Here is a 22,844-nt window from a genome sequence, read left to right on the forward strand (position 1 = left end):
CTGTCGTTCACCTCACCACGAGCGGTTCGTCAGAACCGCTATTCACTCAACAACAACGAATGACGAAAACAAAAAATGCCCGCGACAGCTATCTGGCGCAGGCATTTCGTGACGAAATCGTCTTGACCAACGATTACTTACGCAGGCCGAGCTTGGCGATCAGGTCGCGGTAACGGGTTGCGTCCTTGCTCTTCAGGTAAGCCAGCAGGCTCTTGCGGCGGTTGACCATCATGATCAGGCCACGACGCGAGTGGTGATCTTTCTGGTGTGCCTTGAAGTGGCCGTTCAGCTCGTTGATGCGTGCGGTCAGCAGTGCGACCTGGACTTCCGGCGAACCGGTATCGTTCTGGCCACGTGCGTTGTCCGCGATGATCGCGGCTTTGTTGATGTTTTCTACGGTCATGATGTTACCTTTCACATGCGGTGCATGAGTCGAAACCCAGCGCACCGTGATTGATGAATTACCTGCCCAAAACGGACAGACCCGCCAGTATAGGGGAAAACCGGATGTGCGGCCACTGTTTGCATTGGCCAAAAGGTGGATCATGGAGGTTTTGCGGCGCCTGGAGGGCTGAATAATGAGAAAACTGATCGGATTTACAACATTCGCGGCGCTCCTGCTGCTCGGCGGCTGTGCCGGACTACTGCGCCAGGCGCCCGACATCGGCGATTCCGAAGACATCGTGCAGCAGAAGATGGGCGCCCCCACCGCCATCTACGGCGCCGGCAACGACCGCATCTTCGAATATGCGACCGGACCGATGGGCCAATTCACCTGGATGGCGCGCATCGGTCCCGACGGGCGCCTGGTCTCCTACGAGCAGGTGCTGACCGGGGAAAAGTTCGCAACCATCCAGGTGGACGCGGCCACCAGGGAGGACGTACTGCGCACGCTCGGCCGCCCGGCCGAGAAGTCGCACGTGGCGATGCGGGACTACGAGGTATGGTCGTACCGCTACAAGGAGGCGGGGGTCTGGAACTCGCTCATGCACGTGCACTTCGACCGGCAGGGAATCGTGCGCCAGATGCTGAACGGGCCGGATCCGATGTACGAGCCGCGCGACAGGACGGCCTGGTGAACGGGGCTGGCACCGGGGCTGGCACCGGGGCTGGCACCGGGGCGCCTAGCCCCGGGGCTGCCGCCCGCCGTCGCTGCGCACGAAGGCCTCGACCGCGTCGAGCGTCGGCGCCAGGCCGCGCAGCGTCGTGGACAGCGTCGCCACCAGGCTGGCGTGCCCCACCCCATCGTAGTAGACCTCGCGCACCGGCACCTGGGCCGCCCGCAGGCGCGCAGCCATCGCGCCGGTATTGCGCGCGGGGTTGACGGTCGCATCCGACTGCGCCGCGATCAGGAGCGCCGGCGGCGCGGCGGCGTCGACGTGGCCGATCGGCTGCGAGTCCGGGGGTGTATCCGGATAGTGGAAGACCGGGCGCGTGGTCGGATTCTGGATCGGCAGGAAGTTGTAGGGCCCCGCCAGGCCGATCCAGCCGCGCAGCGCCTGCGGCGCGGCGCCCTGCTTCGCGAGCCAGCGCGGGTCGAGGGCGAGCATGGCCGCATTGTAGGCGCCGGCACTATGGCCCATGACGAAGATGCGCGCCGGGTCGCCGCCGTAGCGGGCGATCTCGCGCCGGGTCCAGGCCACCGCCCCCGCGCTGTCGTCGAGGAAGTCCGGATAGCGCACCTGTGGATACAGGCGGTAGTCGGGAATCACCACCACGAAGCCGCGCGCAGCCAGGGCTTGTCCGACGAAGGCGTAATCGGCGCGCTCGCCGCTCACCCAGTTGCCGCCGTAGAAGAACACGATCACCGGGGCCGCGCTCGTGCCGGCCGGCGGCTGGTAGACGTCGAGCATGTGCCGCTCGCCGGGCGCATACGGCAGCGACGCCGTCGTCCTGGCCGCCCCGTCGGGCGACACCGCATTGACGACGGTGAGGGGTGAACAGGCGGAGAGCGCACCCGCCAGCAGCACGATGGCGGCGACGGACAGGACGATGGCAGGTCGGATCATGGGCCGAGTATAGCGACCCCATCCGGACGCGGGCGCACCCCACGATGCCCTCAGATGCCTTGCGGGTTGACGCGCTCCACCTTCGCGTGCAGCTTGTTCAGGCCCGACAGGTATGCCTTGGCCGAGGCCACGATGATGTCCGGATCGGCGCCAACGCCATTGACGATGCGGCCCGCGTGCGCCAGGCGGATGGTCACCTCGCCCTGCGATTGCGGGCCATTGCTGATCGCATTGATCGAAAACAGCACCTGTTCGGCCCCGCTTTTCACCACGCTTTCGATCGCGCTGACCACCGCGTCCACGGGACCGTCGCCCGAGGACTCGGCCGACACTTCCTTGCCGTCCACCGCGAACACGACGCGCGCGTGCGGCAGCGCACCGGTCTCGGAGCGCTGCGCCAGCGACACCAGGCGGTACAGCTCGCCCTCCTGCGCGTGGTCCGCGCTAGAAGCCAGCGCCATGATGTCCTCGTCGAAGATCTCGGCCTTGCGGTCGGCCAGGTCCTTGAAGCGCGCAAAGGCGGCGTTCACCTCGGCTTCCGACGCCAGTTCGATGCCCAGTTCCTGCAGGCGCGATTTAAAGGCGTTACGTCCCGACAGCTTGCCCAGCACGATCTTGTTCGCGGTCCAGCCCACGTCTTCGGCGCGCATGATCTCGTAGGTCTCGCGCGCCTTCAGGATGCCGTCCTGGTGGATGCCCGAGGCGTGGGCAAAGGCGTTGGCGCCGACCACGGCCTTGTTCGGTTGCACCGCGAAGCCGGTGATCTGCGAGACCATTTTGGAGGCCGGGACGATCTGGGTGGTGTCGATGCCGACCGCCAGCTGGTAGTAGTCGTGGCGGGTGCGCAGCGCCATCACCACTTCTTCCAGCGAGGTATTCCCCGCCCGCTCGCCCAGGCCGTTGATGGTGCACTCGATCTGGCGCGCGCCGCCAATCGCCACGCCGGCCAGCGAGTTGGCCACCGCCAGTCCCAGGTCGTTGTGGCAGTGCACCGACCAGATCGCCTTGTCGGAATTCGGCACGCGTTCGCGCAGGCGGCGGATGCGCTCGCCGAACTGCTCGGGCACGGCGTAACCCACCGTGTCGGGGAAGTTGATGGTGGTCGCACCCTCAAGGATCACGGCTTCCAGCACCCTGCACAGGAATTCCTCGTCCGAGCGGCTGCCGTCCTCGGGCGAGAACTCGATGTCGTCGGTATGCTGGCGCGCATGGCGGATCGCCAGCCTGGCCTGTTCCAGCACCTGCTCGGGCTGCATGCGCAGCTTCATCTGCATGTGCAGCGGCGAGGTCGCGATGAAGGTGTGGATGCGCTTGCGCGCGGCGGGTTCGAGCGCCTCGGCGGCGCGCGCGATGTCGCGCTCGTTGGCGCGCGACAGGGAGCAGATGGTGGAGTCGCGCACCGCTGCCGCGATCGCGCGAATCGCCTCGAAGTCGCCGGGCGAGGCCGCGGCGAAACCGGCTTCGATGACATCCACCCGCAGGCGCTCGAGCTGGCGCGCGATGCGCACCTTCTCGTCGCGGGTCATGGACGCGCCGGGCGATTGCTCGCCGTCGCGCAGGGTGGTGTCGAAAATAATCAGGCGCGAGGTGTCACTCAGGTCAGGCATTGCAGGCTCCCTATGCTAATCAATATTAGCGGGCGCCCAGCCCGACCCGAAGGTCCGCGCTAGCGGCGCACGCTGTCGTCCGGCTCGTCGTCGCGCGGGATGATGCTCACCGGCTTGCCCTTGGCAGCGCGCCAGGCGAACACGGCATACCCCGACAAGCCGTAAATCACAAAAATCGGCCACAGGACCTTGGGCGGATCGATCGCCAGCAGCGCGAGCGCCAGGGCAATCAGGAACACCACGATGAACGGCACCGACTTGCGGAAGTTCACGTCCTTGAAGCTGTAAAACGGTACGTTCGACACCATCGTCAGGCCGGCGAACACCGCCAGGCCCCAGCTCACCCAATCCACCTGGCGCGCCCTGACGTTGATGTCCGGATCGGTCATCATCATGATGAAGCCGACCACCAGGGCCGCCGCCGCCGGGCTCGGCAAGCCCTGGAAGAAGCGCTTGTCCACCACCTCGATGTTGGTGTTGAAGCGCGCCAGGCGCAGCGCGGCGCCCGCGCAATAGATGAAGGCCGCGATCCAGCCCAGCTTGCCCAGGCCGCGCAGCGACCATTCATAGATCACCAGCGCCGGCGCGGCGCCGAACGACACCATGTCCGACAACGAGTCGTACTGGGCGCCGAACTCCGACTGGGTATTGGTCAGGCGCGCGATCCGCCCGTCCAGCCCGTCGAGCACCATCGCGATGAACACCGCCCAGCACGCATGCTCGAAGCGCTGGTTCATCGCCATGACGATCGCGTAGAAGCCGCAGAACAAGGCGCCGGTCGTGAACGCGTTCGGCAGCAGGTAGATGCCGCGCCCGCGCTCGCCCTGGCGCCGGTCTTCCGCCCGCCGCCCGAAGCGTTTTTTCAGGCGGGAAAAACGTGGCGCCTTGGGCGCTGTTCCAGGGGTCCTGCGTCGTGGAAAGGTGGGCATAGTGATCCGTATTCAAGTATTGCTGTTCCCGCATTATAGAGGCGGGAAGCACTTGTTAGCGAATGAACACTTACTTGAACCGCACTTTTCCTACCAGACGCATCTGGAGCGTGGTTTCTCCCGGCTCGAAGCTCGGCTCCGGCATCGCGTCGCTCATTTCACGCTTCGCGTTCGCGCGCATCATCATCGGCGCCGCGGCGCCCTGTGCATCACCTGCGTAATTGCCCGAGCCCTCGAAGTCGACCGTGTCCAGCACGGCGTCGAGCGGCTTGCGTCCCATTGCGCTCGCGATCGAGGCGATACGCTCGTTCAGGTTGCGATAGGTCGCGGCAATGCGCTGGTCGTCCAGGCGCTTTTCCAGTTCCGGGCTCAGTCCGAAGTTCACGCTGTTGATCTGCAGAACTTTCTGGGCTGCGGCGGCGGTCTTGGGCAGCGTATCCAGGCTGGTGGTCTTCACCTCCAGGTACTGGCCGACGCGCCAGGCGACCGGCACCGGCTTGGCCGGCGTGCGCACGCTGGGCTGCGGCATCGGCGGCACCTCGGGGTACACCGGATAGGTGTAGTAGCCCATGGTTTTCAGCTCGGCCTTCGGATCGGCGCGGCGCACGATCTCGGTCCCCTCCTTCATCTTGCGGTTGACGCGTGCCGCAGCGGCATTCTTGTCCTTGTCATGCTCCTCGACGGCAAAGGTGACGGTCGCCTGGTCGTTGGCATGCTTGACTTCGCCGAAGGCCGGCACCACGACCAGCGTGCCGGCGGTGGACGGCGTCGCCACAGGCTGGGCATGGGCATGGACCTGGAAGGCCAGCACCAGGGCGGCGGCGGCAAGCGTTTTGCTCAGTTTCATTATTGTTCTCCATAAAGTATCGACGGATGTCCGCCTCACTTATACGATACCCAAGCCGCAACTTCCTTCATAACTTTGTAATGGATTCTTGCAACTGAGTCTTTGGAGAAACACCTGTCTCGAATTGTAGGGTGGGCCGGGGCGCGTAGCTGGCTCTGCCGACCGCGCGTCCGACGTCCCGATGCAAGCCACGGGGTGTCGTATCGAGCGGGAGTTGAACGCGCGGACGGCGAAGCCGTCCACCCTACGACAATCAGTTCTTCGACTGATCGACCAGCTTGTTCTTCGCGATCCACGGCATCATCGCGCGCAGCTTGGCGCCGACTTCCTCGATCGGGTGCTCGGCGGTCAGGCGGCGGCGCGAGATCAGGGTCGGGGCGCCGGCCTTGTTCTCGAGGATGAAGCTCTTGGCGTACTCGCCGGTCTGGATGTCCTTCAGGCACTGGCGCATCGCATCCTTGGTGGCCGAGGTAACGACCTTCGGGCCGGTCACGTACTCACCGTATTCGGCGTTGTTCGAGATCGAGTAGTTCATGTTGGCGATGCCGCCTTCGTAGATCAGGTCGACGATCAGCTTCAGTTCGTGCAGGCACTCGAAGTAGGCCATCTCCGGCGCGTAGCCCGCTTCGGTCAGGGTCTCGAAGCCGGCCTTGATCAGTTCGACCGCCCCGCCGCACAGCACCGCCTGCTCGCCGAACAGGTCGGTCTCGGTCTCTTCGCGGAAATTGGTCTCGATGATGCCGGCGCGGCCGCCGCCGTTGGCCATGGCATAGGACAGCGCGATGTCGCGCGCCGCGCCCGAGGTGTCCTGGTAGACCGCGACCAGGTGCGGCACGCCGCCGCCCTGGCGGTAGGTGCCGCGCACGGTGTGGCCCGGCGCCTTCGGTGCGATCATGATCACGTCGAGGTCGGCGCGCGGCACCACCTGGCCGTAGTGGACGTTGAAGCCGTGGGCGAAGGCCAGCGCGGCGCCCTGCTTGGCGTTCGGCTCGACGTTGTTCTTGTAGACGTCGGCGATGTTCTCGTCCGGCAGCAGGATCATGATGACGTCGGCGTTCTTCACCGCCTCGTCGACCTCGGCCACCTGCAGGCCGGCCGCTTCGACCTTGCTCCAGGATGCGCCGCCGCGGCGCAGGCCGACGGTGACCTTGACGCCGGATTCGCTCAGGCTCTGTGCGTGGGCGTGGCCCTGCGAACCGTAGCCGATGATGGCGACGTTCTTGCCTTTGATGAGGGAGAGGTCGCAGTCTTTGTCGTAGAAAACTTTCATGATCATTCCTTTAAATTTTTATGTGGGTAGGCAGGCGTCAGTTGAACGCGTGGTCGGCGCAGCCGACCACCCTACGGAAAAGCGTATGTGGCCGTATCAAACCTTGAGGATGCGTTCGCCGCGGCCGATGCCGGAACCGCCGGTACGGACGGTCTCGAGAATGGAAGCGCGGTCGATGGCGTCGATGAAGGCATCCAGCTTGCTCTTGGCGCCGGTCAGTTCGATCGTGTAGGTCTTCTCGGTCACGTCGATGATGCGCCCGCGGAAGATGTCGGCGGTGCGCTTCATCTCTTCGCGCTCCTTGCCGACCGCCCGCACCTTGATGAGCATGAGCTCGCGCTCGATGTGCTGCCCTTCGGTCAGGTCGACCACCTTCACCACTTCGATCAGGCGGTTCAGGTGCTTGGTGATCTGCTCGATGATGTCGTCCGAGCCGCTGGTGACGATCGTCATGCGCGACAGGGTCGCGTCTTCGGTCGGCGCCACGGTGAGCGTCTCGATGTTGTAGCCGCGTGCCGAGAACAGCCCGACCACGCGCGACAGCGCGCCGGCTTCGTTCTCGATGAGGACGGAAATGATGTGTCGCATTACAGGTCCTCCGAGCCGAGCAGCATTTCATTCAGGCCCTTGCCGGCCTTGACCATCGGCCAGACGTTCTCGCTCTGGTCGGTGATGAAATTCATGAACACCAGGCGGTCCTTCATGGCGAAGGCTTCAACCAGCGAGCCCTCGACGTCGGACGGCTTCTCGATGCGCATGCCCACGTGGCCGTAGGCCTCGGCCAGCTTCTCGAAGTCCGGCAGGGAATCCATATAGGATTCGGAATAGCGCGAACCGTAGTCGATCTGCTGCCACTGGCGGACCATGCCCAGGAAGCGGTTGTTGAGCAGGATGATCTTCGGGCTCAGGTGGTACTGCTTGCAGGTGGCCAGCTCCTGGATGCACATCTGGATCGAGCCCTCGCCGGTGACGCAGGCAACCGTCGCATCGGGATTCGCCATCTGCACGCCCATCGCGTACGGCAGGCCGACGCCCATGGTGCCCAGGCCGCCCGAGTTGATCCAGCGGCGCGGCTTGTCGAAGCCGTAATACTGCGCGGCCCACATCTGGTGCTGGCCCACGTCCGAGGTGATGAAGGCGTCGCCCTTGGTCACCTGGTAGAGCTGTTCGATGACCGACTGCGGCTTGATCAGCTCGCTGGAGGACGCATAGGCCAGGCAGTCCTTGCCGCGCCATTCGGCGATCTGCTTCCACCAGGCCTGCAGCGCGTTCGCATTCGGCCGGGCCACGGCTTGGGCGGCGCTGGCCTCGAGCTGCGACAACAGCTCGACCAGCACGTCCTTGACGTTGCCGACGATCGGGATGTCGACCTTCACGCGCTTCGAGATCGACGAGGGGTCGATGTCGATGTGGATGATCTTGCGCGGGTGGGAGGCGAAGTGCTTGGGATTGCCGATCACGCGGTCGTCGAAGCGCGCGCCGATGGCGATCAGGACGTCGCAGTGCTGCATCGCCATGTTCGCTTCGTAGGTGCCGTGCATGCCGGGCATGCCCACGAAATGCGGGCTGGAGGCGCGCGAGGCGCCCAGGCCCATCAGCGTGTTCGTCACCGGGAAGCCGGTCTTGTCGACCAGGCGGTTGAGTTCGTTCGAGGCATTGGCCAGGATGACGCCGCCGCCGGCGTAGATCATCGGGCGCTCGGCGCCCTGCAGGAGCTGCACGGCCTTGCGGATCTGGCCGGCGTGGCCCTTGTCCACCGGCTTGTACGAACGCATCTCGATCTCGCGAGGGTAGTCGTACGCACACTTGTGCATGCTGATGTCCTTCGGGATATCGACCAGCACCGGGCCGGGACGGCCGGTGCGGGCGATGAAGAAGGCCTTCTTGATGGTGGAAGCGAGCTCGCGGACATCCTTGACCAGGAAGTTGTGCTTGACCACCGGGCGGGTGATGCCGACCGTGTCGCACTCCTGGAAGGCATCCTGGCCGATCGCATGGCTCGGCACCTGGCCGGAGATGACCACCATCGGGATCGAATCCATGTAGGCCGTGGACAGGCCGGTGACGGCATTGGTCACGCCCGGGCCGGAGGTCACGAGGGCGACGCCGACGGTGTTGGAACTGCGCGAATAGGCGTCTGCGGCATGGACCGCGGCCTGTTCGTGGCGCACCAGGACGTGCTGGAACTTGTCCTGCTTGAAGATGGCGTCGTAGATGTAGAGGACTGCCCCGCCGGGATAACCGAAGACGTGCTTGACGCCCTCTTCCGCGAGACAACGCACCAGGATTTCGGCGCCGGTGATCGACGTCGATATTTCGTTACTCATGTACATTCCTTTCAAGACCCAATGGGAGTTTGATCGGATGCCCGTTCCTAACGAAATGCGAAATGCGCGACAGCGCTCATGCTTCCCTTCTCTCTGCGTGCACGCCGGTGGTTCAGGACGCCGTAGGGTCCTTACGCACGGGCGCTGGGCGCAACTCGTTCGGCTTGAGTGTCTGTAGCGTTTATACGCATCTCTCGCGCTTGTGGCGCGGGTCGGAGCAAACTGCCTACAAATGAAAGCGCGTCAATCCGGGAATGGCGTGTGGGCCTTAACCGGGTGACCGGAGAGCTTCGGGGGTGCAAAGCATTGAAACACATTACTGCGTTGCACCATTTTGGTCAAGGTATAAAGAAAAAAATAATCCAGGCCCCGCGGCGGTGCGCTGCGGCGCACGAACAATGGGCTGCGGCCGCCCCGGCAGGGGTGCGCCGCCGCCGCTGCCGCGGGCGGTCACTGTGCGATTTCGATGCAGTGTTTGGGGTTTTTTGCTAGGATTCGATAGTTTTCCTCACGGCATTCGCACCAGACGCCCTTTCCAAGCACGCATGGCCACAGACAAAGAACTCAACGACTTCCTCGAGAATGTCGAACGGCGTGCGTTCAAGCAGGCGGTATATGCGGTGCGCAAGGACGAATCGGCGCTCGACATCGTGCAGGACGCGATGATCAAGCTGGCCGAGAAATACGGCGACAAGCCGGCGGCCGAGCTGCCGATGCTGTTCCAGCGCATCCTGCAAACCACGATCCTCGATTACTTCCGTCGCGAAAAGGTCCGCAATACCTGGGTCAGCCTGTTCTCCGGCTTCAGCCGGCAGGATGCCGACGATGAGGAATTTGATATACTTTCTTCGTATGAAGCGGAGGCAGGAACGGCCGCCGCCGAGTCGAGCGCCGACCAGTATGAGCGCGCGCAAACCTTGCGCCTGATCGAACAAGAAGTAGAAAAGCTCCCAGCGCGTCAACGGGAAGCCTTCCTCATGCGTTACTGGCAGGACATGGACGTGGCCGAGACGGCCGAAGCGATGGGTTGTTCCGAAGGAAGCGTCAAGACGCACTGTTCGCGTGCAACCCACGCCCTCGCCGAGGCGCTCAAGGCCAAGGGAATCAAGCTATGAACACCGACGACATCAACCTGGCGTACAAGGTACGCCATGCCCTGAACGAGAACCTCGAGGCGCTGCCGGTTTCGACCACCGAGCGGCTGGCCGCGGCGCGCGCGCTTGCCATGTCGCGCAAGAAGCCCGACGCGGCGCCGGCCGGGCCGCACAGGAAGCCCCTGTTCGACGTGAAGACCTGGTTCAGCGGTCCGGCACTGGCGCGCATCGCGGTGGCGGCGCCGATGCTGGCGCTGGTGATCGGCATGGGCGGCGTCTACCAGTACGAGCAGCAGCAGCGGCTGGCTGCCATGGCCGAGATCGACGCCGCCGTGCTGGCCGACGAGCTGCCGCTCACCGCCTACCTCGACGACGGGTTCAACGCCTACGTGGAGTCGCAACAGCGCCAGCAATGACGAACACCGCGCCGAAGCCCCGCATCGCCGTTGTCATGACCGCGGCAGCGGTCTTGATTGCCGGGGCCGCGACCTGGGCGGTCTACAACCGGTCCGAATCCACCGCACCGGCCGCGCGCGGCGCAGGCAGCTCCCCGACCACCGCAGCCGGCGCCAAGCCGTCCGCCAAGACCCTCGACAAGCCGCTCTGGCGCGAACTCTCGCGCAGCCAGCAGGCCGCCCTCGCGCCGCTCAAGCCCGAGTGGGACGGCTTCGACGGCATACGCAAGCGCCGCTGGCTCGAACTGTCGGCCCGTTTCGCCTCGATGAGTCCGGCCGAGCAGGCACGCGTGCACGAGCGCATGCGCCAATGGATGCGCCTGACCCCGGCCGAGCGCAATCTGGCGCGCGAGAATTTCAACAAGACCCGCAAGCTGGCCCCGGGCCAGAAGAGCGCCACCTGGGAAAGCTACCAGCAGCTGTCCGAGGAAGAAAAGCGCCGGCTGGCGCGCGCCGGCGCCAAGCCGCAGGGCGCGCCTTCCCTGCCCCATTCGCCGGTCATCGCCACGCCGACCAGTTGTCCGCCGGGTGCGACCCGCCGCGGCACCTCGTGCATCATGCCGGCGCCGGGCGCGCCTGCCCTTGCGCCCGGCGCGGCGACCATTCCGGCCACGATCACCTCGACGCCCGCCGCCGCGCCGCCCCCTGGCGCGGGCGCGGGCGCGGCAACCAGCCTGCCGCCACCCGCCTCCCAGGCCACAAACAATGCCAGCAACGTCAGTAATAATGCCAGTCATGCCAGCCACTGAGCCAAGCAAGCCGGCCGCCGTCGTCACCCCGACCATCCTGCGCCGCGTCACCGTCATGCTGTACGAAGCCCTGCTGCTGTTCGCCGTCGAGATGCTGGCGATCGCCGTCTACATGCTGGCAACCCTGAACAGCCAGCATCCGCTGGCCCGGGACGGCATGAAGCTCTGGCTGCTGCTGGTGACCGCCGCCTACTTCATGTGGTGCTGGATCGACAGCGGCCATACGCTGGCCATGAAAACCTGGCGCATCAAGGTGGTCAGGCTCGGCTACCACAAGCTGCCCATCCGCACGGCGGCGCTGCGCTTCCTGCTGGCCTGGGGCTGGTTTGCCCCTGCCCTGCTGGTGTGCTGGGCATTCGGCCTGCACGGCAAGGCGCAGATCGGCATGGCGCTGGCCGTCGGGATCGTCGCGTGGGCAATGACCGCGCTGCTCGACAAGGACCGCCAATTCCTGCACGACCGCCTGGCCGGCACGCGCCTGGTCGCACTGCCGAAAGCGGCGCCTATCCGCCCGGGTCCCTCGCCCTGATCATCGTGCGGACCTTGTTGGCGAATGCGCCGATTTCGAAGGGCTTCGTCATCACCTCCATGCCCGGGTCGAGCCGGCCGTTCCCGACGGCCGCGGTGTCCGCGTACCCGGTAATGAACAGCACATTCAGGCCGGGACGCTGCACCCGTGCGGCATCCGCCACCTGGCGGCCGTTCAGGCCGCCGGGCAGGCCGACGTCCGTGACCAGCAGATCCACGCGCATATCCGAGTTCAGCAGTTGCAAGCCACTGGGGCCGTCCTGCGCGGTGAACACACGATACCCCGCATCGCGCAGGATCTCTTCGACGATGTCGCGCAGCGCAAGTTCGTCTTCGATGAGGAGCACCGTTTCGCCCTGGCCCGACGCGATCGGCCGGGCCAGGGCGGGCGCCTCTTCCTGCACGACGCCCACGTAGCGGGGCAGGTACAGGCGCATGGTGGTGCCCGCGCCCACCTCCGAGTGCACGGACACGTGGCCATCCGATTGGCGCAAGAAACCGTACACCATGGACAGGCCCAGGCCCGTGCCTTCGCCCAGGGGCTTCGTTGTGAAGAATGGATCGAAGATGCGTGCAATCACCTCCGGCGGCATGCCCGCTCCGGTGTCGACCACGCACAAGGAGATGTACTCCCCGGGTCGTATCCCGTTTTCTTTTGCCGCAAGCCCGTCGATCGACTCGTTGGCCGTCATCAGCGTCAGTCTTCCGCCTCCGGGCATCATCGCATCGCGCGCATTGATGCACAGGTTGAGCACGGCATTCTCGAGCTGGGACGGGTCGATTTTCGTCAGTCCGAGCCCGGGCGCCTCGATGACCTCGAGTTCGACCATCGGGCCGACCGAATGGCGGACCAGCTCGGCCATGCCGCTGATGAGACGGTTGAGGTCGGTGGGCTTCGGATCGAGCGTCTGTCGACGCGAAAAAGCCAGGAGCCGCTGCGTCAGCGACGCGGCGCGGCGCACGGAAGATTCGCCCAGCTCGATATAGCGCTCCAGACCGATATATTGCCCACGCTGCAGTTTCAGCTTCATCACCTGCATCGCGCCACTGATGGAGGCCAGCAGGTTGTTGAAATCGTGCGCCAGGCCACCAGTGAGCTGGCCCACCGCTTCCATTTTCTGCGACTGGCGCAAGGCATCCTGGGCCTGCTTGAGCTCGGCCTCGCTTGCCTTGTTGAGACTGAGGTCGCGTCCGACCGCGACGAAGTTCCGGCCGTCGAGTTCCGGGGTGAGCGTCCACTCGATATGCTTCCAGCCCCCCTCGCGGGTGGCGATGCGGTTCTCGAAGCGTGCCGGCTGGTGTTTCTCGGCCATATGCGTGATCGCCTCCAGCGTGCCCGGCATGTCGTCCGGGTGCATGAAACTGGCATAGGGACGCGTGAGCAGCTCGGCCTCGCTCCAGCCGAGGATGTGCGTCCAGGCCGGACTGACAGCCGACATTTTCCCATCGTAATTGGCCAACGCGAGCATATCCTGCGACAGGTTCCAGTGCCGTTCACGCTCGGCGTTGCGCCTGGCCCGTTCCGCTTCGCGTTCCTTTTCGGCCGTGATATCGCGACCGGTGGCGTAGGTCATGTCGCCCGCGGGCGCGGCAGCCCAGGAGATCCAGCGGATCGAGCCGTCCTTGTGCCGGTAGCGGTTCTCGATCATCGGCCGCCCGCCGGATCCGGCGCTCTCGTACGCGTCGATCGTCGCCGCGTGATCTTCCGGCACGACGAAGCTGTTGACGTGCCGGCCCACGAGCTCGTCGGATGTGTAGCCCAGCAGCGTCGTCCAGGCCGGATTCACCCGTCGAAAATAGCCTTCGAAGTCGATGACGAGCAACAGGGCGGGCGAGGTGTCCCACATGCGGTCGCGTTCGGCGGTACGCTCGGCGACCTGGCTCTCGAGCGTTTCGTTCAGCTCGCGCAGCCTTCGCTCGGCCAGCTTGCGCGCGCTGACATCCTGGAACAGGATCGCCACCTGGCGCCTGGCAGCCGGCTCGACGCGCGAGCAGGCCACTTCCAGGTACCGGTCGGTCGCCTCGAGCTCGCGCTCGAAGCGCACCGGCTCGCCCGTTTCGAGCACCCTGCGGAAGATCGCCACCCAGGCATCCGCCTCGCCCTGCGCCAGCTCTCCCCGGCCTGTCTTGCCGATGATGTTCGGAATGCCGGCATGGCGCATATACGCCTGGTTTGCTTCGATGTGCACGTAATCGGACAGTGGGCCATGCGGCCCGTCGATGAATTCGACGATACAGAAACCCTCGTCGATGGAATCGAACAGGGTGCGGTAGCGCGACTCGCTCTCCCGCAGCTTGTCTTCGGTACGCCGCCTGTCGGTAATGTCGATGGACACGCCGGCCATGCCGGACGGCCTGCCATCGGCCCCATGCACGGCCTGTCCACGGATGGCAAGCCAGCGCACCTCTCCCGCCGGCGTCACGACCCGATACTCGATGTCGTAATCCGCTCCGGTGGCGATGCTGCGCTCGACGGCTTCGGCCATGCGCGCCTTGTCGTCGGGATGGATGGCCTCGCGCAGTTCGGCATAGCTGAACGCTGCGTCCGGATCGCGCCCGAAGTTGAGCCGGCAGATCTCCGACGTCGTCAGTTCGCCTGTCGCGAGGTCAAGGCTCCAGGTGCCAAGCCGCCCGGCCTTGATGGCGAAGAGCAGCCCGAGCTCGTGCGCGCTGGACGCCGATACCTCACGCCCGGTCGGCATGGGGCGCTCGCTGGACGTACTGCTCGGATCGAAAATGGATGACGCGGGTAGCACCGCTGTCCGAGACAGCGGCAGGGATGAAGTCGACAGGCATGGCACACTCAATGGTTAGAGTCGTACCATAGCATAATCAGCAACTCGACTTCTCTTTGAACGGTCGGTGTTGCCGGGTGCGAGGGATGTCGCGCTTGCCGCGGGGACGCCCCCGGCACAAGGCTTATTTGCCTTTGCCGATCTCGCGCCAGTCGTCCTCGTCCAGCGCGACGTCGAATTTCTTCGCCGCGGCACGGATGCGCTGCCAGGCTTCGTCCCGCTCCTGGTCCGTCACGCCCTCTACCTGCTTGAAGCGGGCCACGGCATTGCGCACATGGCTGGCGTCTTCCAGCGGTTCCTTGCGTTGCTTGGGAAAAGCGAAGTTTCGAGAAGAAAGGTCGTCCCGTTCATCTTGATCGAGCTTGCTCATCAGGCATCCTCCATGGCGATTCACATCGGCAGAAGATACGCTTTTTGGCGACCTTGCTTCGCCCGGCAGGAATTGGCAGGCATGACGGCTCCCCCATCTCGCTTGCCGCGTGGCATTCGAACGCGGCCTGAGCGCAAACAGCGGAATAATCGGCAGTTTCGAACCTGAACCCTGAAGAAAGGTGGACCATGAAGCTATCGAACATGCGCGTCGTCATCATGGGCGCATCCAGCGGCATCGGGGCGGCCACCGCCCTTGCCTTCGCGCGCGAGGGGGCGCAACTGGTGCTGGGCGCGCGCGGCAAGGAAGGCCTGGAGGACATCGCGCAGCGGTGCCGCCAGGCCGGCGGCCAGGCCGAGGCGCTGGTGGTGGATGCGCTCGACGCCGACGCGGTCGCGGCATTCGCGCAGCGGGCGCGCGCGATCCTGGGGCGGATCGACCTGTGGTACAGCAACGTGGGCGCCGGCGTGGTCGGCAAGTACGCCGAGGTGCCGATGCGCGACCACCGGCGCGTGATCGAGACCAATCTCATCAGTCACATGAACGACGCCCACGCGGTGATGCCGATCTTCCTGGAGCAGGACCACGGCATCTGGGTCAACATGATCTCGGCCGGCGGTTTCGTGTCCACGCCCTACTCGGCCGCCTATGGGGCCAGCAAGTATGGACTGCGCGGCTTCAGCGAGGCCCTGCGTGCCGAACTGGGCCAGCGGCCCGGCATCCGCGTCTGCGACGTGTATCCGACCTTCGTGGACACGCCCGGCATGCGCCACGCGGGCAATTACACCGGCGCCCGGCTGTCGGTTCCGCCCGGCGCGTTGAGGCCCGAGAAGGTGGCCGCCGCCATCGTCGACCTGGCGCGGCATCCGCGCGACTCGACGGCGGTCGGCGCCCCGGCTTCGCTGTTCAGGCTGAGCAACTTCGCGGCGCCCAATCTGCTTGCCGCCGGCATGAACCGCCTGCTGGATGCGTGGGCGAAACGTGCCGATCCCGCCCCCGACACGCGTGGGGCGCTGTACGAGCCGCAGCATAGCCCAAGCGGCATCCACAGCGGCGAACGCCGCCCCAGTCAAGCGGGCAACAAAGCGCTCGCGGTCGGCGCGGTGGCGCTGGCCGCCGCGATCGGCGTGCAGCTCTGGCGCCGCCGCGCCTGAGGGACGTTCGCCGGGCTAGAAGCGTTCGTAGTCGAGCAGGTAGCGCCACTGCCCCGGCTGCAAGCCCGCCATCGGCACGCGGCCGATGCGGATCCGGCGCATCTCGACGATGTCCAGGCCCACTTCGCGGCACATGTGGTCGATCAGGCCGGGACGGACGTCCTTGAGCGCGAAGCGCAGCCGGTGCTCGCTCTGCCAGCTCACCTTCATCGGCGCGATCGGCTTGCCGCTGAAGGTCAAACCGTGGTTCAGCAGCGCCAGGCCGCCGTCCCTGATGCTGCCGGCGACGTCGACGATGTATTCCTGCTCGACGCGCGCGGCGTCGTCGACCAGCTTGCGCACCACCCGGAAGTCCTGGGTGTAGACCACCAGCCCGCTCGCATCGGTTTCCAGCGGAGAGGTCAAGCTCAGCTTGTGCAGGTGACGCTTGAGGAAGCGCGGCTGCCCGTGCCCTGGCGCGAGCGTCTCCGGCGTGAGGCAGGCCAGTGCCGGCTCGCCGCGCGCACCGACACCGGAATTGAAGCCGGCCGGCTTGTGCAGCAGGATGGTGACCGGCGGCGCCGCGTCGAGCGACGCGCCGGGCAGCAGGCGCACTTCCTGCGCGGGCAGCACGCGGCTGGCCGGATCTTCGACGACGGCGCCGTCGACGCCGACACTGCCGTTGGCGATGTAGCGCTCGGCCTCGGCGCGCGAACAGCCGAGCTGCGCGGCGACGCGCTTGGCCAGGCGGATGCCCTCTTCCATCACGATGTCGCTCCCTGTGCTCGCCAATCGGCGAAGAAGGCCTGGAACACCTCGACCGTGCGCGCCACGTCGGCACGCGAGACGTCCAGGTGGGTCACCAGGCGGGTACGCGGGCCGATCGAGGCGCGGATCCGGGCGCGCGCCAGGTGCTGGCCCAGCGCTTCGCAGGCGGCGGCCGGGATGTCCAGCCAGAAGATGTTGGTCTGGGGGCTGCCCACGTTCAGCTGTTCGATCTGCGCCAGGCCTTGCGCCAGCGCCGCGGCGTTGTCGTGGTCGTCGGCCAGGCGCTGCACGTTGTGCTCGAGCGCATGCTGCGCCGCCGCCGCCAGCACGCCGGCCTGGCGCATGCCGCCACCGAGCATCTTGCGCCAGCGCTTGCCCTGCTCGATGAATGCCTTGGGGCCCAGCAGCACCGAACCGACCGGCGCGCCCAGGCCTTTCGACAGGCAGACCGAGACGGTATCGAAACCCTGCACCACCTCGCGCAGGCTGATGTTTTGCTTGACCGCCGCGTTGCAGATACGGGCGCCGTCGAGGTGGGTGGCCAGGCCGCGGCTGTGCGCGAGCCCGGTGGCGGCCTTCACGTACTCCTGCGACAGCACGCGCCCGCCGATGGTGTTTTCCAGCGCCAGCAGGCGGCTGCGCGCGAAATGCATGTCGTCGGGCTTGATGTAGGCCGCGATGTCGGCCAGTGCGATGCTGCCGTCCGGCGCATTGGCGATCGGCTGCGGCTGGATGCTGCCCAGTACCGCGGCGCCGCCGCCCTCGTACTTGTAGGTATGCGCCTCCTGGCCTACCAGGTACTCGTCGCCGCGGGCGCAGTGCGTCATCAGGGCGATCAGGTTGGTCTGGGTGCCCGAGGGGGCGAACATGCCGGCTTCGAAGCCGAACAGCTCGGCCGCGTAGTCCTGCAGGCGGTTGACCGTGGGGTCGTCGGCATACACGTCGTCGCCGACCTCGGCCGCCGCCATCGCCGCGCGCATCGCGTCCGACGGCTGGGTGACGGTGTCGCTGCGCAGGTCGATCCACTTCTGGTTGGTATCGCTCATCTCGTTCTCGGTTCGCTGCTCAGTTGCTGGCAACGGGTGTGTAAAAGCGCTGCTTCATTTCGTCCAGGCCCAGTTCGGCCATGACTTCCCGCAGGCGTTCGGCCGGGCGGCGGCGCGGCAGGTTCTTGTAGGTCGCGACGATGAGTTCATTCTTCATCGAGTGTTCCCAGCCCACCAGTTCGGTGACGGTCACCTGGTAGCCGTGCGCTTCCAGTTGCAGGCAGCGCAGCACGTTGGTGATCTGGCTGCCGAACTCGCGGGTGTGGATCGGGTGGCGCCAGATCTCGGTCAGCGCGCTGCGGCCCAGGTCCTTGCCCTTGTTCTTGCGCAGCACGGTGGCGACTTCGGCCTGGCAGCAGGGCACCAGCACCATGTGCTTGGCCCCCTTCTTGAGCGCGAAATCGATGGCGTCGTCGGTGGCCGTGTTACAGGCGTGCAGCGCGGTGACGATGTCGATGGTCGCGGGCAGCGCGCTCGAGGTCGTGGATTCCGCCACCGACAGCGGCAGGAAGGACATGCCGCCAAAGCCCAGGCGCGCGGCCAGGTCAAGCGACCTGGCGACCAGTTCCTCGCGGGTTTCGATGCCGTAGATGTGCGAACCGTCGTCCAGCCCCTTGAAGAACAGGTCGTACAGGATGAAGCCGAGGTAGGACTTGCCGGCCCCATGGTCGACCAGCGACACGCCCTGCTTCTGCGCCCGCACATCCTGCAGCAGCGGCTCGATGAAGTTGTACAGGTGGTAGACCTGCTTGAGCTTGCGGCGGCTGTCCTGGTTCAGCTTGCCGTCGCGCGTGAGGATGTGGAGTTCCTTCAGCAGCTCGACCGACTGGCCGGGACGGACTTCGGGCGGCAGTTCGGTGACTGCCGGTGCTTTGTTGGCTTGTTTAGCGTGCTTCATCGATCCATGCTGCCTGAATGGCTTCCAGTACCCGTTCGCCGCCGCGCGTGCGGTCGTCATCGAAGCCCGCGAGCCCGACGACCCAGTTGTGCAGGTCGACGAAGCGCACGGTGGCGGGGTCGACCTCCGGGTACTTCTCGACCAGGGCCTCGGCGATGCCGGCTACGTCAGTCCACTTCATGGCAGGCTCCTGCTCAGTGGTTTTTCTCTGCTGCGTGGTTGATGGTGTACTTCGGGATCTCGACGACCAGGTCTTCGTCGGCGACGATCGCCTGGCAGGACAGGCGCGAATTCGGCTCCAGGCCCCAGGCCTTGTCGAGCATGTCTTCTTCTTTTTCTTCCTGCTCGTTCAGCGATTCGAAGCCTTCGCGCACGATCACGTGGCAGGTGGTGCAGGCGCAGACGCGGTCGCAGGCGTGTTCGATCTCGATGTCGTTTTCCAGCAGGACGTCGCAGACCGATTTGCCGGCCGGCGCTTCGAGCACGGCGCCTTCGGGGCACAGGACCGGGTGGGGGAGGATGACGATTTGTGGCACTTATTTACCTCAATAATTGTTTCTTGTAGGGTGGTCGGCTTGTCCGACCGCGCGTTCAATAGGGGCAAGCGTCGCAACGGATCATCCGTGAGTCGGACGCGCGGTCGGCAGAGCCGACCACCCTACACTTCGTCCAGCGACTTGCCCGCCAGGACCTTGCGCACGCTCTTGTCCATGCGGCGTGCCGCGAATTCATCGGTGCCCCTGGCCAGCGCCTGCACCGCCGCGTGCAGCGCGTCCTGGCGCTGCCCCGCTTCCAGCGCGGCGTCGTTCGAGCGGTGGATGGCGTCGCGCACGGCGTGCACCAGCCTGGCCACTTCATCCTGTTCGGCATCGCTCAGCAGTTCGGCATCCAGGTCCAGCGCCGACTGCGTGGCCAGCAGGATGCGCTCGGCCTCGACCTGCTCTTCGCGCAGGGCGCGCATCTGCATGTCGCCCTGGGCCGCGCCGTACGAATCCTGCAGCATGCGCGCCACCTCGTCGTCCCCCAGGCCGTAGGACGGCTTCACGGTGATCGAGGCTTCCACGCCCGAGCGGGTTTCGCGGGCCGACACCGACAGCAGGCCGTCCGCGTCGACCTGGTAGGTCACGCGGATGCGCGCCGCGCCGGCCGCCATCGGCGGGATGCCGCGCAGCTCGAAGCGCGCCAGCGAACGGCAATCGAGCACCAGTTCGCGCTCGCCCTGCACCACGTGCACCGCCAGCGCCGTCTGGCCGTCCTTGAAGGTCGTGAACTCCTGCGCACGGGCACAGGGAATCGTCGAGTTGCGCGGGATGATCTTCTCGACCAGGCCGCCCATGGTTTCGATGCCGAGCGACAGCGGGGTGACGTCCAGCAGCAGCCAGTCGTCGCCCTCGGCGCGGTTACCGGCCAGCAGATTGGCCTGGATGGCGGCGCCCAGGGCCACCACCTTGTCCGGGTCGATGTTGGCGTGCGGGATGGTGTGGAAATAGTCGCCCACCGCGCGCCGCACGTGCGGCATGCGGGTGGCGCCGCCGACCATCACGACGCCGTCGACGTCCTCGACGCTCACATCGGCGTCGCGCATGGCCTTGCGGATGGCGTTCATGGTCTTGGCCACCAGGTGCCGGGTAATCTCGGCGAAGGTGTGCGCCTGGATCGTCACCTGCACGATCTCGCCCGATTTCAAAATTGCCTCGACGCTCGTCTCTTCGTTGGTCGACAGCAGCTCCTTGGCCTGGCGCGCCTTGACCATCAGGGTGGCGGTGTCGTGCTCGGACAGCGGCGCCAGCTTGGCCTGCTCGACGATCCAGCAGAACAGGCGGTGGTCGAAGTCGTCGCCGCCCAGGGCCGAGTCGCCGCCGGTGGCCAGCACCTCGAACACGCCCTTGGACAGCTTCAGGATCGAGATGTCGAAGGTGCCGCCGCCGAGGTCGTACACCGCGTAGATGCCTTCCTTGCCATGGTCGAGGCCATAGGCGATGGCGGCCGCGGTGGGCTCGGACAGCAGGCGCAGCACGTTGATGCCGGCCAGCTGGGCGGCATCCTTGGTGGCCTGGCGCTGGGCGTCGTCGAAATAGGCCGGCACGGTGATCACGGCGCCGACCAGCTCGTCGCCGAGCGCGTCTTCGGCGCGCTGGCGCAGGGTGGCCAGGATCTGGGCCGAGGTCTCGACCGGGCTCTTCAGGCCAGCCACGGTGTTGATCTGCACCATGCCGGGACCATCGACGAAGTCGTAGGGCAGGTTCTCGGCGTGGGCGATGTCCTTCAAGCCGCGGCCCATGAAGCGCTTGACCGAGACCACGGTGTTTTTCGGGTCGGTGGTCTGGTGCGCCTGCGCCTTGTAGCCGATGTTGGCGTTGCCGTTGGGGAGATAGCGCACGACCGATGGCAGCAGCGGGCGGCCGTCCTCGTCGCTCAGCACTTCGGGGCTGCCGCTGCGGACGGTGGCGACCAGCGAATTGGTGGTGCCCAGGTCGATGCCGACCGCCAGGCGGTGCTGGTGCGGGGCGGTGGACATGCCGGGTTCGGCGATTTGGAGTAGTGCCATTGTCGTGTTACCTGTGTTCTTCTTGTAGGGTGGGCGGCTCTGCCGCCCACGCGTTCAACTATCGGTCGCTTCGTCGAAATGCACGCTTTATTTGGACGCGTGGGCGGGAAACCCGCCCACCCTACATACCGCGTCCATTCGACGGTTAACTCTTACGCGTCCAGCGCCTCGAACGCGTACTGTACCTCGTCCCCGAACTTATCGAGGAACATCATGGCGCGCACGCCCTGCGCCGCGGCCGGGTAGTCGCCGGCGTCGAGCTGCCGGCCGACCTGCTCCAGCATCCCCTTGCGCTCGCGCCGCACCTGCGCATCGAGCTCGTCGAGCGCGCCGGCGTCCTTGCCCGCACGGGCCTCCTCGAGCGCCTCGCGCCATTCCATCTGCTGCATCAGGAAGGCCGGCGGCATCGCCGTGTTCGACTCGGTCTGCAGGTCGACGCCGTTGAGCTCGCACAGGTACTGGGCACGCTTCTGCGGGTTGCGCAGGGTTGCATAGGCCTCGTTGGCGCGCGTCGCCCACTGCATGGCCACGCGCTTCTCGGCGTCGGTGGCGTTCACGAAGCGATCGGGATGCACGCGGCCCTGGACTTCGCGGTAGGCGGCGTCCAGGCTGTCCTGGTCGACCGCGAACGTGGGTGGAAGCTGGAACAGTTCGAAGTGGTTCTGCATCGGCTTGGAATCGGCTTAGATACGGAAGCTTTCGCCGCAGCCGCAGTTGTCCTTGACGTTCGGGTTGTTGAAGCGGAAGCCTTCGTTCAGGCCTTCGCGCGCGAAGTCCAGTTCGGTGCCGTCGATGTAAGGCAGGCTCTTCGGGTCGACGAACACCTTCACGCCGTGCGATTCAAAAACGCTGTCGTCCGCCGTCGCATCGTCGACATACTCGAGCTTGTATGCCAGGCCGGAGCAGCCGGTCGTGCGCACACCGAAGCGCAAGCCGATGCCCTTGCCCCGGCGTTCGAGGTAACGGTTGACGTGCTTCGCGGCTTTTTCAGTCAGGGTGATGGCCATGGGGCTTGCTCCAGTGTCTGTTGAAACTATTACGCCTTCTCGGCGTGCTTGGCTTTGTAGTCGGCCACGGCGGCCTTGATCGCGTCTTCCGCCAGGATCGAGCAGTGGATCTTGACCGGCGGCAGCGCCAGCTCTTCGGCGATCTGGGTGTTCTTGATGGCCAGCGCTTCGTCGAGCGACTTGCCCTTGACCCATTCGGTCACGAGCGAGCTCGATGCGATGGCCGAACCGCAGCCGTAGGTCTTGAACTTCGCGTCCTCGATCAGGCCCTGCTCGTTGACCTTGATCTGCAGCTTCATCACGTCGCCGCAGGCCGGCGCGCCGACCATGCCGGTGCCGATCGCTTCGTCGCCCTTGTCGAAGGCGCCGACGTTGCGCGGGTTTTCGTAGTGGTCCAGTACTTTGTCCGAATATGCCATGGTAGTGCTCCTAGAGATTCTTGAAAGCGCTCAACGCGCCCGATA

At 65.7% G+C, this 22,844-nt stretch carries 25 protein-coding genes; 6 read left to right on the forward strand and 19 right to left on the reverse strand.

Annotated elements, in window-relative coordinates; genetic code table 11:
* Nucleotides 1-133 precede the first annotated feature (133 nt).
* Complete coding sequence (rpsO, locus tag IM543_16945) at nt 134-403, reverse strand: 30S ribosomal protein S15 (GenBank protein ID QOY93242.1); 270 nt, start codon at nt 401-403, stop codon at nt 134-136.
* A gap of 175 nt (nt 404-578) precedes the next feature.
* Here rpsO and bamE point away from each other — a divergent pair, with 175 nt between their 5' ends.
* Nucleotides 579-1,079: an outer membrane protein assembly factor BamE gene (gene bamE / locus IM543_16950; GenBank protein QOY93243.1), complete on the forward strand. Its 501-nt coding sequence runs from the start codon at nt 579-581 to the stop codon at nt 1,077-1,079.
* 45 nt (nt 1,080-1,124) lie between these two features.
* Here bamE and IM543_16955 read toward each other — a convergent pair whose 3' ends face one another.
* The 7 genes from IM543_16955 to IM543_16985 form a co-directional block, all read right to left on the reverse strand.
* Entirely contained in the window at nt 1,125-2,009 is an 885-nt protein-coding gene (locus IM543_16955) for an alpha/beta hydrolase (protein ID QOY93244.1), read from the reverse strand.
* 50 nt (nt 2,010-2,059) lie between these two features.
* Nucleotides 2,060-3,607 carry a 2-isopropylmalate synthase gene (locus tag IM543_16960; GenBank protein ID QOY96727.1) on the reverse strand — a complete coding sequence of 516 codons (1,548 nt, stop codon included), beginning with the start codon at nt 3,605-3,607 and terminating at the stop codon, nt 2,060-2,062.
* 68 nt (nt 3,608-3,675) lie between these two features.
* The gene (pssA, locus tag IM543_16965) at nt 3,676-4,545 is read right to left on the reverse strand and encodes a CDP-diacylglycerol--serine O-phosphatidyltransferase (protein ID QOY93245.1); all 870 of its coding nucleotides are present in this window, start codon (nt 4,543-4,545) and stop codon (nt 3,676-3,678) included.
* Between the two features lie 70 nt (nt 4,546-4,615).
* The gene (locus IM543_16970; GenBank protein QOY93246.1) at nt 4,616-5,392 is read right to left on the reverse strand and encodes an SIMPL domain-containing protein; all 777 of its coding nucleotides are present in this window, start codon (nt 5,390-5,392) and stop codon (nt 4,616-4,618) included.
* Nucleotides 5,393-5,645: 253 nt separating this feature from the next.
* Entirely contained in the window at nt 5,646-6,662 is a 1,017-nt protein-coding gene (gene ilvC / locus IM543_16975; protein QOY93247.1) for a ketol-acid reductoisomerase, read from the reverse strand.
* A gap of 96 nt (nt 6,663-6,758) precedes the next feature.
* Complete coding sequence (gene ilvN, locus IM543_16980; GenBank protein ID QOY93248.1) at nt 6,759-7,250, reverse strand: acetolactate synthase small subunit; 492 nt, start codon at nt 7,248-7,250, stop codon at nt 6,759-6,761.
* Nucleotides 7,250-8,989, reverse strand: a complete 1,740-nt coding sequence (locus tag IM543_16985; protein QOY93249.1) for an acetolactate synthase 3 catalytic subunit — start codon at nt 8,987-8,989, stop codon at nt 7,250-7,252. Before IM543_16985 ends, ilvN begins: the two co-directional genes overlap by 1 nt.
* 545 nt (nt 8,990-9,534) lie before the next feature.
* Here IM543_16985 and IM543_16990 point away from each other — a divergent pair.
* From IM543_16990 to IM543_17005, 4 genes are read left to right on the forward strand one after another with little or no spacing between them, the layout of a single operon-like run.
* The gene (locus IM543_16990) at nt 9,535-10,104 is read left to right on the forward strand and encodes an RNA polymerase sigma factor (GenBank protein QOY93250.1); all 570 of its coding nucleotides are present in this window, start codon (nt 9,535-9,537) and stop codon (nt 10,102-10,104) included.
* Nucleotides 10,101-10,499, forward strand: coding sequence for a DUF3619 family protein (locus IM543_16995; GenBank protein QOY93251.1), 399 nt, complete (start codon nt 10,101-10,103; stop codon nt 10,497-10,499). The genes IM543_16990 and IM543_16995 overlap by 4 nt, the downstream gene beginning before the upstream one ends.
* Nucleotides 10,496-11,287, forward strand: coding sequence for a DUF3106 domain-containing protein (locus IM543_17000; GenBank protein ID QOY93252.1), 792 nt, complete (start codon nt 10,496-10,498; stop codon nt 11,285-11,287). Before IM543_16995 ends, IM543_17000 begins: the two co-directional genes overlap by 4 nt.
* Nucleotides 11,274-11,816, forward strand: a complete 543-nt coding sequence (locus IM543_17005) for an RDD family protein (protein ID QOY93253.1) — start codon at nt 11,274-11,276, stop codon at nt 11,814-11,816. The genes IM543_17000 and IM543_17005 overlap by 14 nt, the downstream gene beginning before the upstream one ends.
* On the opposite strand, the gene IM543_17010 is transcribed toward IM543_17005, so the two are convergent.
* Together IM543_17010 and IM543_17015 are read right to left on the reverse strand one after the other, a co-directional pair.
* A complete protein-coding gene (locus IM543_17010) occupies nt 11,791-14,517 on the reverse strand; it encodes a PAS domain S-box protein (protein QOY93254.1) in 2,727 nt (908 codons plus the stop codon). The genes IM543_17005 and IM543_17010 overlap by 26 nt on opposite strands.
* A gap of 217 nt (nt 14,518-14,734) precedes the next feature.
* A complete protein-coding gene (locus tag IM543_17015) occupies nt 14,735-14,980 on the reverse strand; it encodes a hypothetical protein (protein ID QOY93255.1) in 246 nt (81 codons plus the stop codon).
* A 188-nt stretch (nt 14,981-15,168) separates the two neighbouring features.
* Here IM543_17015 and IM543_17020 point away from each other — a divergent pair, with 188 nt between their 5' ends.
* The gene (locus IM543_17020) at nt 15,169-16,134 is read left to right on the forward strand and encodes an SDR family oxidoreductase (GenBank protein ID QOY93256.1); all 966 of its coding nucleotides are present in this window, start codon (nt 15,169-15,171) and stop codon (nt 16,132-16,134) included.
* A 15-nt stretch (nt 16,135-16,149) separates the two neighbouring features.
* Here the strand turns inward: IM543_17020 and IM543_17025 are convergent, their stop codons facing one another.
* The 9 genes from IM543_17025 to iscU all read right to left on the reverse strand — a co-directional run bounded on the left by IM543_17025 (nt 16,150) and on the right by iscU (nt 22,799).
* Nucleotides 16,150-16,878, reverse strand: coding sequence for an rRNA pseudouridine synthase (locus tag IM543_17025; GenBank protein QOY93257.1), 729 nt, complete (start codon nt 16,876-16,878; stop codon nt 16,150-16,152).
* Entirely contained in the window at nt 16,878-17,927 is a 1,050-nt protein-coding gene (ltaE, locus tag IM543_17030) for a low-specificity L-threonine aldolase (protein QOY93258.1), read from the reverse strand. The genes IM543_17025 and ltaE overlap by 1 nt, the downstream gene beginning before the upstream one ends.
* 19 nt (nt 17,928-17,946) lie before the next feature.
* Complete coding sequence (locus IM543_17035; protein QOY93259.1) at nt 17,947-18,825, reverse strand: SAM-dependent methyltransferase; 879 nt, start codon at nt 18,823-18,825, stop codon at nt 17,947-17,949.
* Nucleotides 18,812-19,006, reverse strand: a complete 195-nt coding sequence (iscX, locus tag IM543_17040; GenBank protein QOY93260.1) for a Fe-S cluster assembly protein IscX — start codon at nt 19,004-19,006, stop codon at nt 18,812-18,814. The genes IM543_17035 and iscX overlap by 14 nt, the downstream gene beginning before the upstream one ends.
* 13 nt (nt 19,007-19,019) lie before the next feature.
* Nucleotides 19,020-19,361 (reverse strand): ISC system 2Fe-2S type ferredoxin, encoded by a 342-nt coding sequence (fdx, locus tag IM543_17045; GenBank protein ID QOY93261.1) that lies wholly within the window; start codon nt 19,359-19,361, stop codon nt 19,020-19,022.
* Nucleotides 19,362-19,483: 122 nt separating this feature from the next.
* Nucleotides 19,484-21,373, reverse strand: coding sequence for a Fe-S protein assembly chaperone HscA (hscA, locus tag IM543_17050; GenBank protein ID QOY93262.1), 1,890 nt, complete (start codon nt 21,371-21,373; stop codon nt 19,484-19,486).
* A 152-nt stretch (nt 21,374-21,525) separates the two neighbouring features.
* Nucleotides 21,526-22,041 carry a Fe-S protein assembly co-chaperone HscB gene (hscB, locus tag IM543_17055; protein QOY93263.1) on the reverse strand — a complete coding sequence of 172 codons (516 nt, stop codon included), beginning with the start codon at nt 22,039-22,041 and terminating at the stop codon, nt 21,526-21,528.
* A 15-nt stretch (nt 22,042-22,056) separates the two neighbouring features.
* Nucleotides 22,057-22,380 carry an iron-sulfur cluster assembly protein IscA gene (gene iscA, locus IM543_17060; protein ID QOY93264.1) on the reverse strand — a complete coding sequence of 108 codons (324 nt, stop codon included), beginning with the start codon at nt 22,378-22,380 and terminating at the stop codon, nt 22,057-22,059.
* A gap of 29 nt (nt 22,381-22,409) precedes the next feature.
* Nucleotides 22,410-22,799 (reverse strand): Fe-S cluster assembly scaffold IscU, encoded by a 390-nt coding sequence (gene iscU, locus IM543_17065; GenBank protein ID QOY93265.1) that lies wholly within the window; start codon nt 22,797-22,799, stop codon nt 22,410-22,412.
* Between the last annotated feature and the right edge of the window lie 45 nt (nt 22,800-22,844).

This window comes from Massilia sp. UMI-21, from assembly GCA_015277795.1.
GTDB lineage: Bacteria > Pseudomonadota > Gammaproteobacteria > Burkholderiales > Burkholderiaceae_D > Telluria.

What these genes read in the sequence shown, in the direction of transcription:
- rpsO (QOY93242.1), bottom strand. Translation starts at nt 403, where the DNA reads ATGACCGTAGAAAACATCAACAAAGCCGCGATCATCGCGGACAACGCA.
- bamE (QOY93243.1), top strand. Translation starts at nt 579, where the DNA reads ATGAGAAAACTGATCGGATTTACAACATTCGCGGCGCTCCTGCTGCTC.
- IM543_16955 (QOY93244.1), bottom strand. Translation starts at nt 2,009, where the DNA reads ATGATCCGACCTGCCATCGTCCTGTCCGTCGCCGCCATCGTGCTGCTG.
- pssA (QOY93245.1), bottom strand. Translation starts at nt 4,545, where the DNA reads ATGCCCACCTTTCCACGACGCAGGACCCCTGGAACAGCGCCCAAGGCG.
- IM543_16970 (QOY93246.1), bottom strand. Translation starts at nt 5,392, where the DNA reads ATGAAACTGAGCAAAACGCTTGCCGCCGCCGCCCTGGTGCTGGCCTTC.
- ilvC (QOY93247.1), bottom strand. Translation starts at nt 6,662, where the DNA reads ATGAAAGTTTTCTACGACAAAGACTGCGACCTCTCCCTCATCAAAGGC.
- ilvN (QOY93248.1), bottom strand. Translation starts at nt 7,250, where the DNA reads ATGCGACACATCATTTCCGTCCTCATCGAGAACGAAGCCGGCGCGCTG.
- IM543_16985 (QOY93249.1), bottom strand. Translation starts at nt 8,989, where the DNA reads ATGAGTAACGAAATATCGACGTCGATCACCGGCGCCGAAATCCTGGTG.
- IM543_16990 (QOY93250.1), top strand. Translation starts at nt 9,535, where the DNA reads ATGGCCACAGACAAAGAACTCAACGACTTCCTCGAGAATGTCGAACGG.
- IM543_16995 (QOY93251.1), top strand. Translation starts at nt 10,101, where the DNA reads ATGAACACCGACGACATCAACCTGGCGTACAAGGTACGCCATGCCCTG.
- IM543_17000 (QOY93252.1), top strand. Translation starts at nt 10,496, where the DNA reads ATGACGAACACCGCGCCGAAGCCCCGCATCGCCGTTGTCATGACCGCG.
- IM543_17005 (QOY93253.1), top strand. Translation starts at nt 11,274, where the DNA reads ATGCCAGCCACTGAGCCAAGCAAGCCGGCCGCCGTCGTCACCCCGACC.
- IM543_17010 (QOY93254.1), bottom strand. Translation starts at nt 14,517, where the DNA reads ATGCCGACCGGGCGTGAGGTATCGGCGTCCAGCGCGCACGAGCTCGGG.
- IM543_17015 (QOY93255.1), bottom strand. Translation starts at nt 14,980, where the DNA reads ATGAGCAAGCTCGATCAAGATGAACGGGACGACCTTTCTTCTCGAAAC.
- IM543_17020 (QOY93256.1), top strand. Translation starts at nt 15,169, where the DNA reads ATGAAGCTATCGAACATGCGCGTCGTCATCATGGGCGCATCCAGCGGC.
- IM543_17025 (QOY93257.1), bottom strand. Translation starts at nt 16,878, where the DNA reads ATGGAAGAGGGCATCCGCCTGGCCAAGCGCGTCGCCGCGCAGCTCGGC.
- ltaE (QOY93258.1), bottom strand. Translation starts at nt 17,927, where the DNA reads ATGAGCGATACCAACCAGAAGTGGATCGACCTGCGCAGCGACACCGTC.
- IM543_17035 (QOY93259.1), bottom strand. Translation starts at nt 18,825, where the DNA reads ATGAAGCACGCTAAACAAGCCAACAAAGCACCGGCAGTCACCGAACTG.
- iscX (QOY93260.1), bottom strand. Translation starts at nt 19,006, where the DNA reads ATGAAGTGGACTGACGTAGCCGGCATCGCCGAGGCCCTGGTCGAGAAG.
- hscA (QOY93262.1), bottom strand. Translation starts at nt 21,373, where the DNA reads ATGGCACTACTCCAAATCGCCGAACCCGGCATGTCCACCGCCCCGCAC.
- hscB (QOY93263.1), bottom strand. Translation starts at nt 22,041, where the DNA reads ATGCAGAACCACTTCGAACTGTTCCAGCTTCCACCCACGTTCGCGGTC.
- iscA (QOY93264.1), bottom strand. Translation starts at nt 22,380, where the DNA reads ATGGCCATCACCCTGACTGAAAAAGCCGCGAAGCACGTCAACCGTTAC.
- iscU (QOY93265.1), bottom strand. Translation starts at nt 22,799, where the DNA reads ATGGCATATTCGGACAAAGTACTGGACCACTACGAAAACCCGCGCAAC.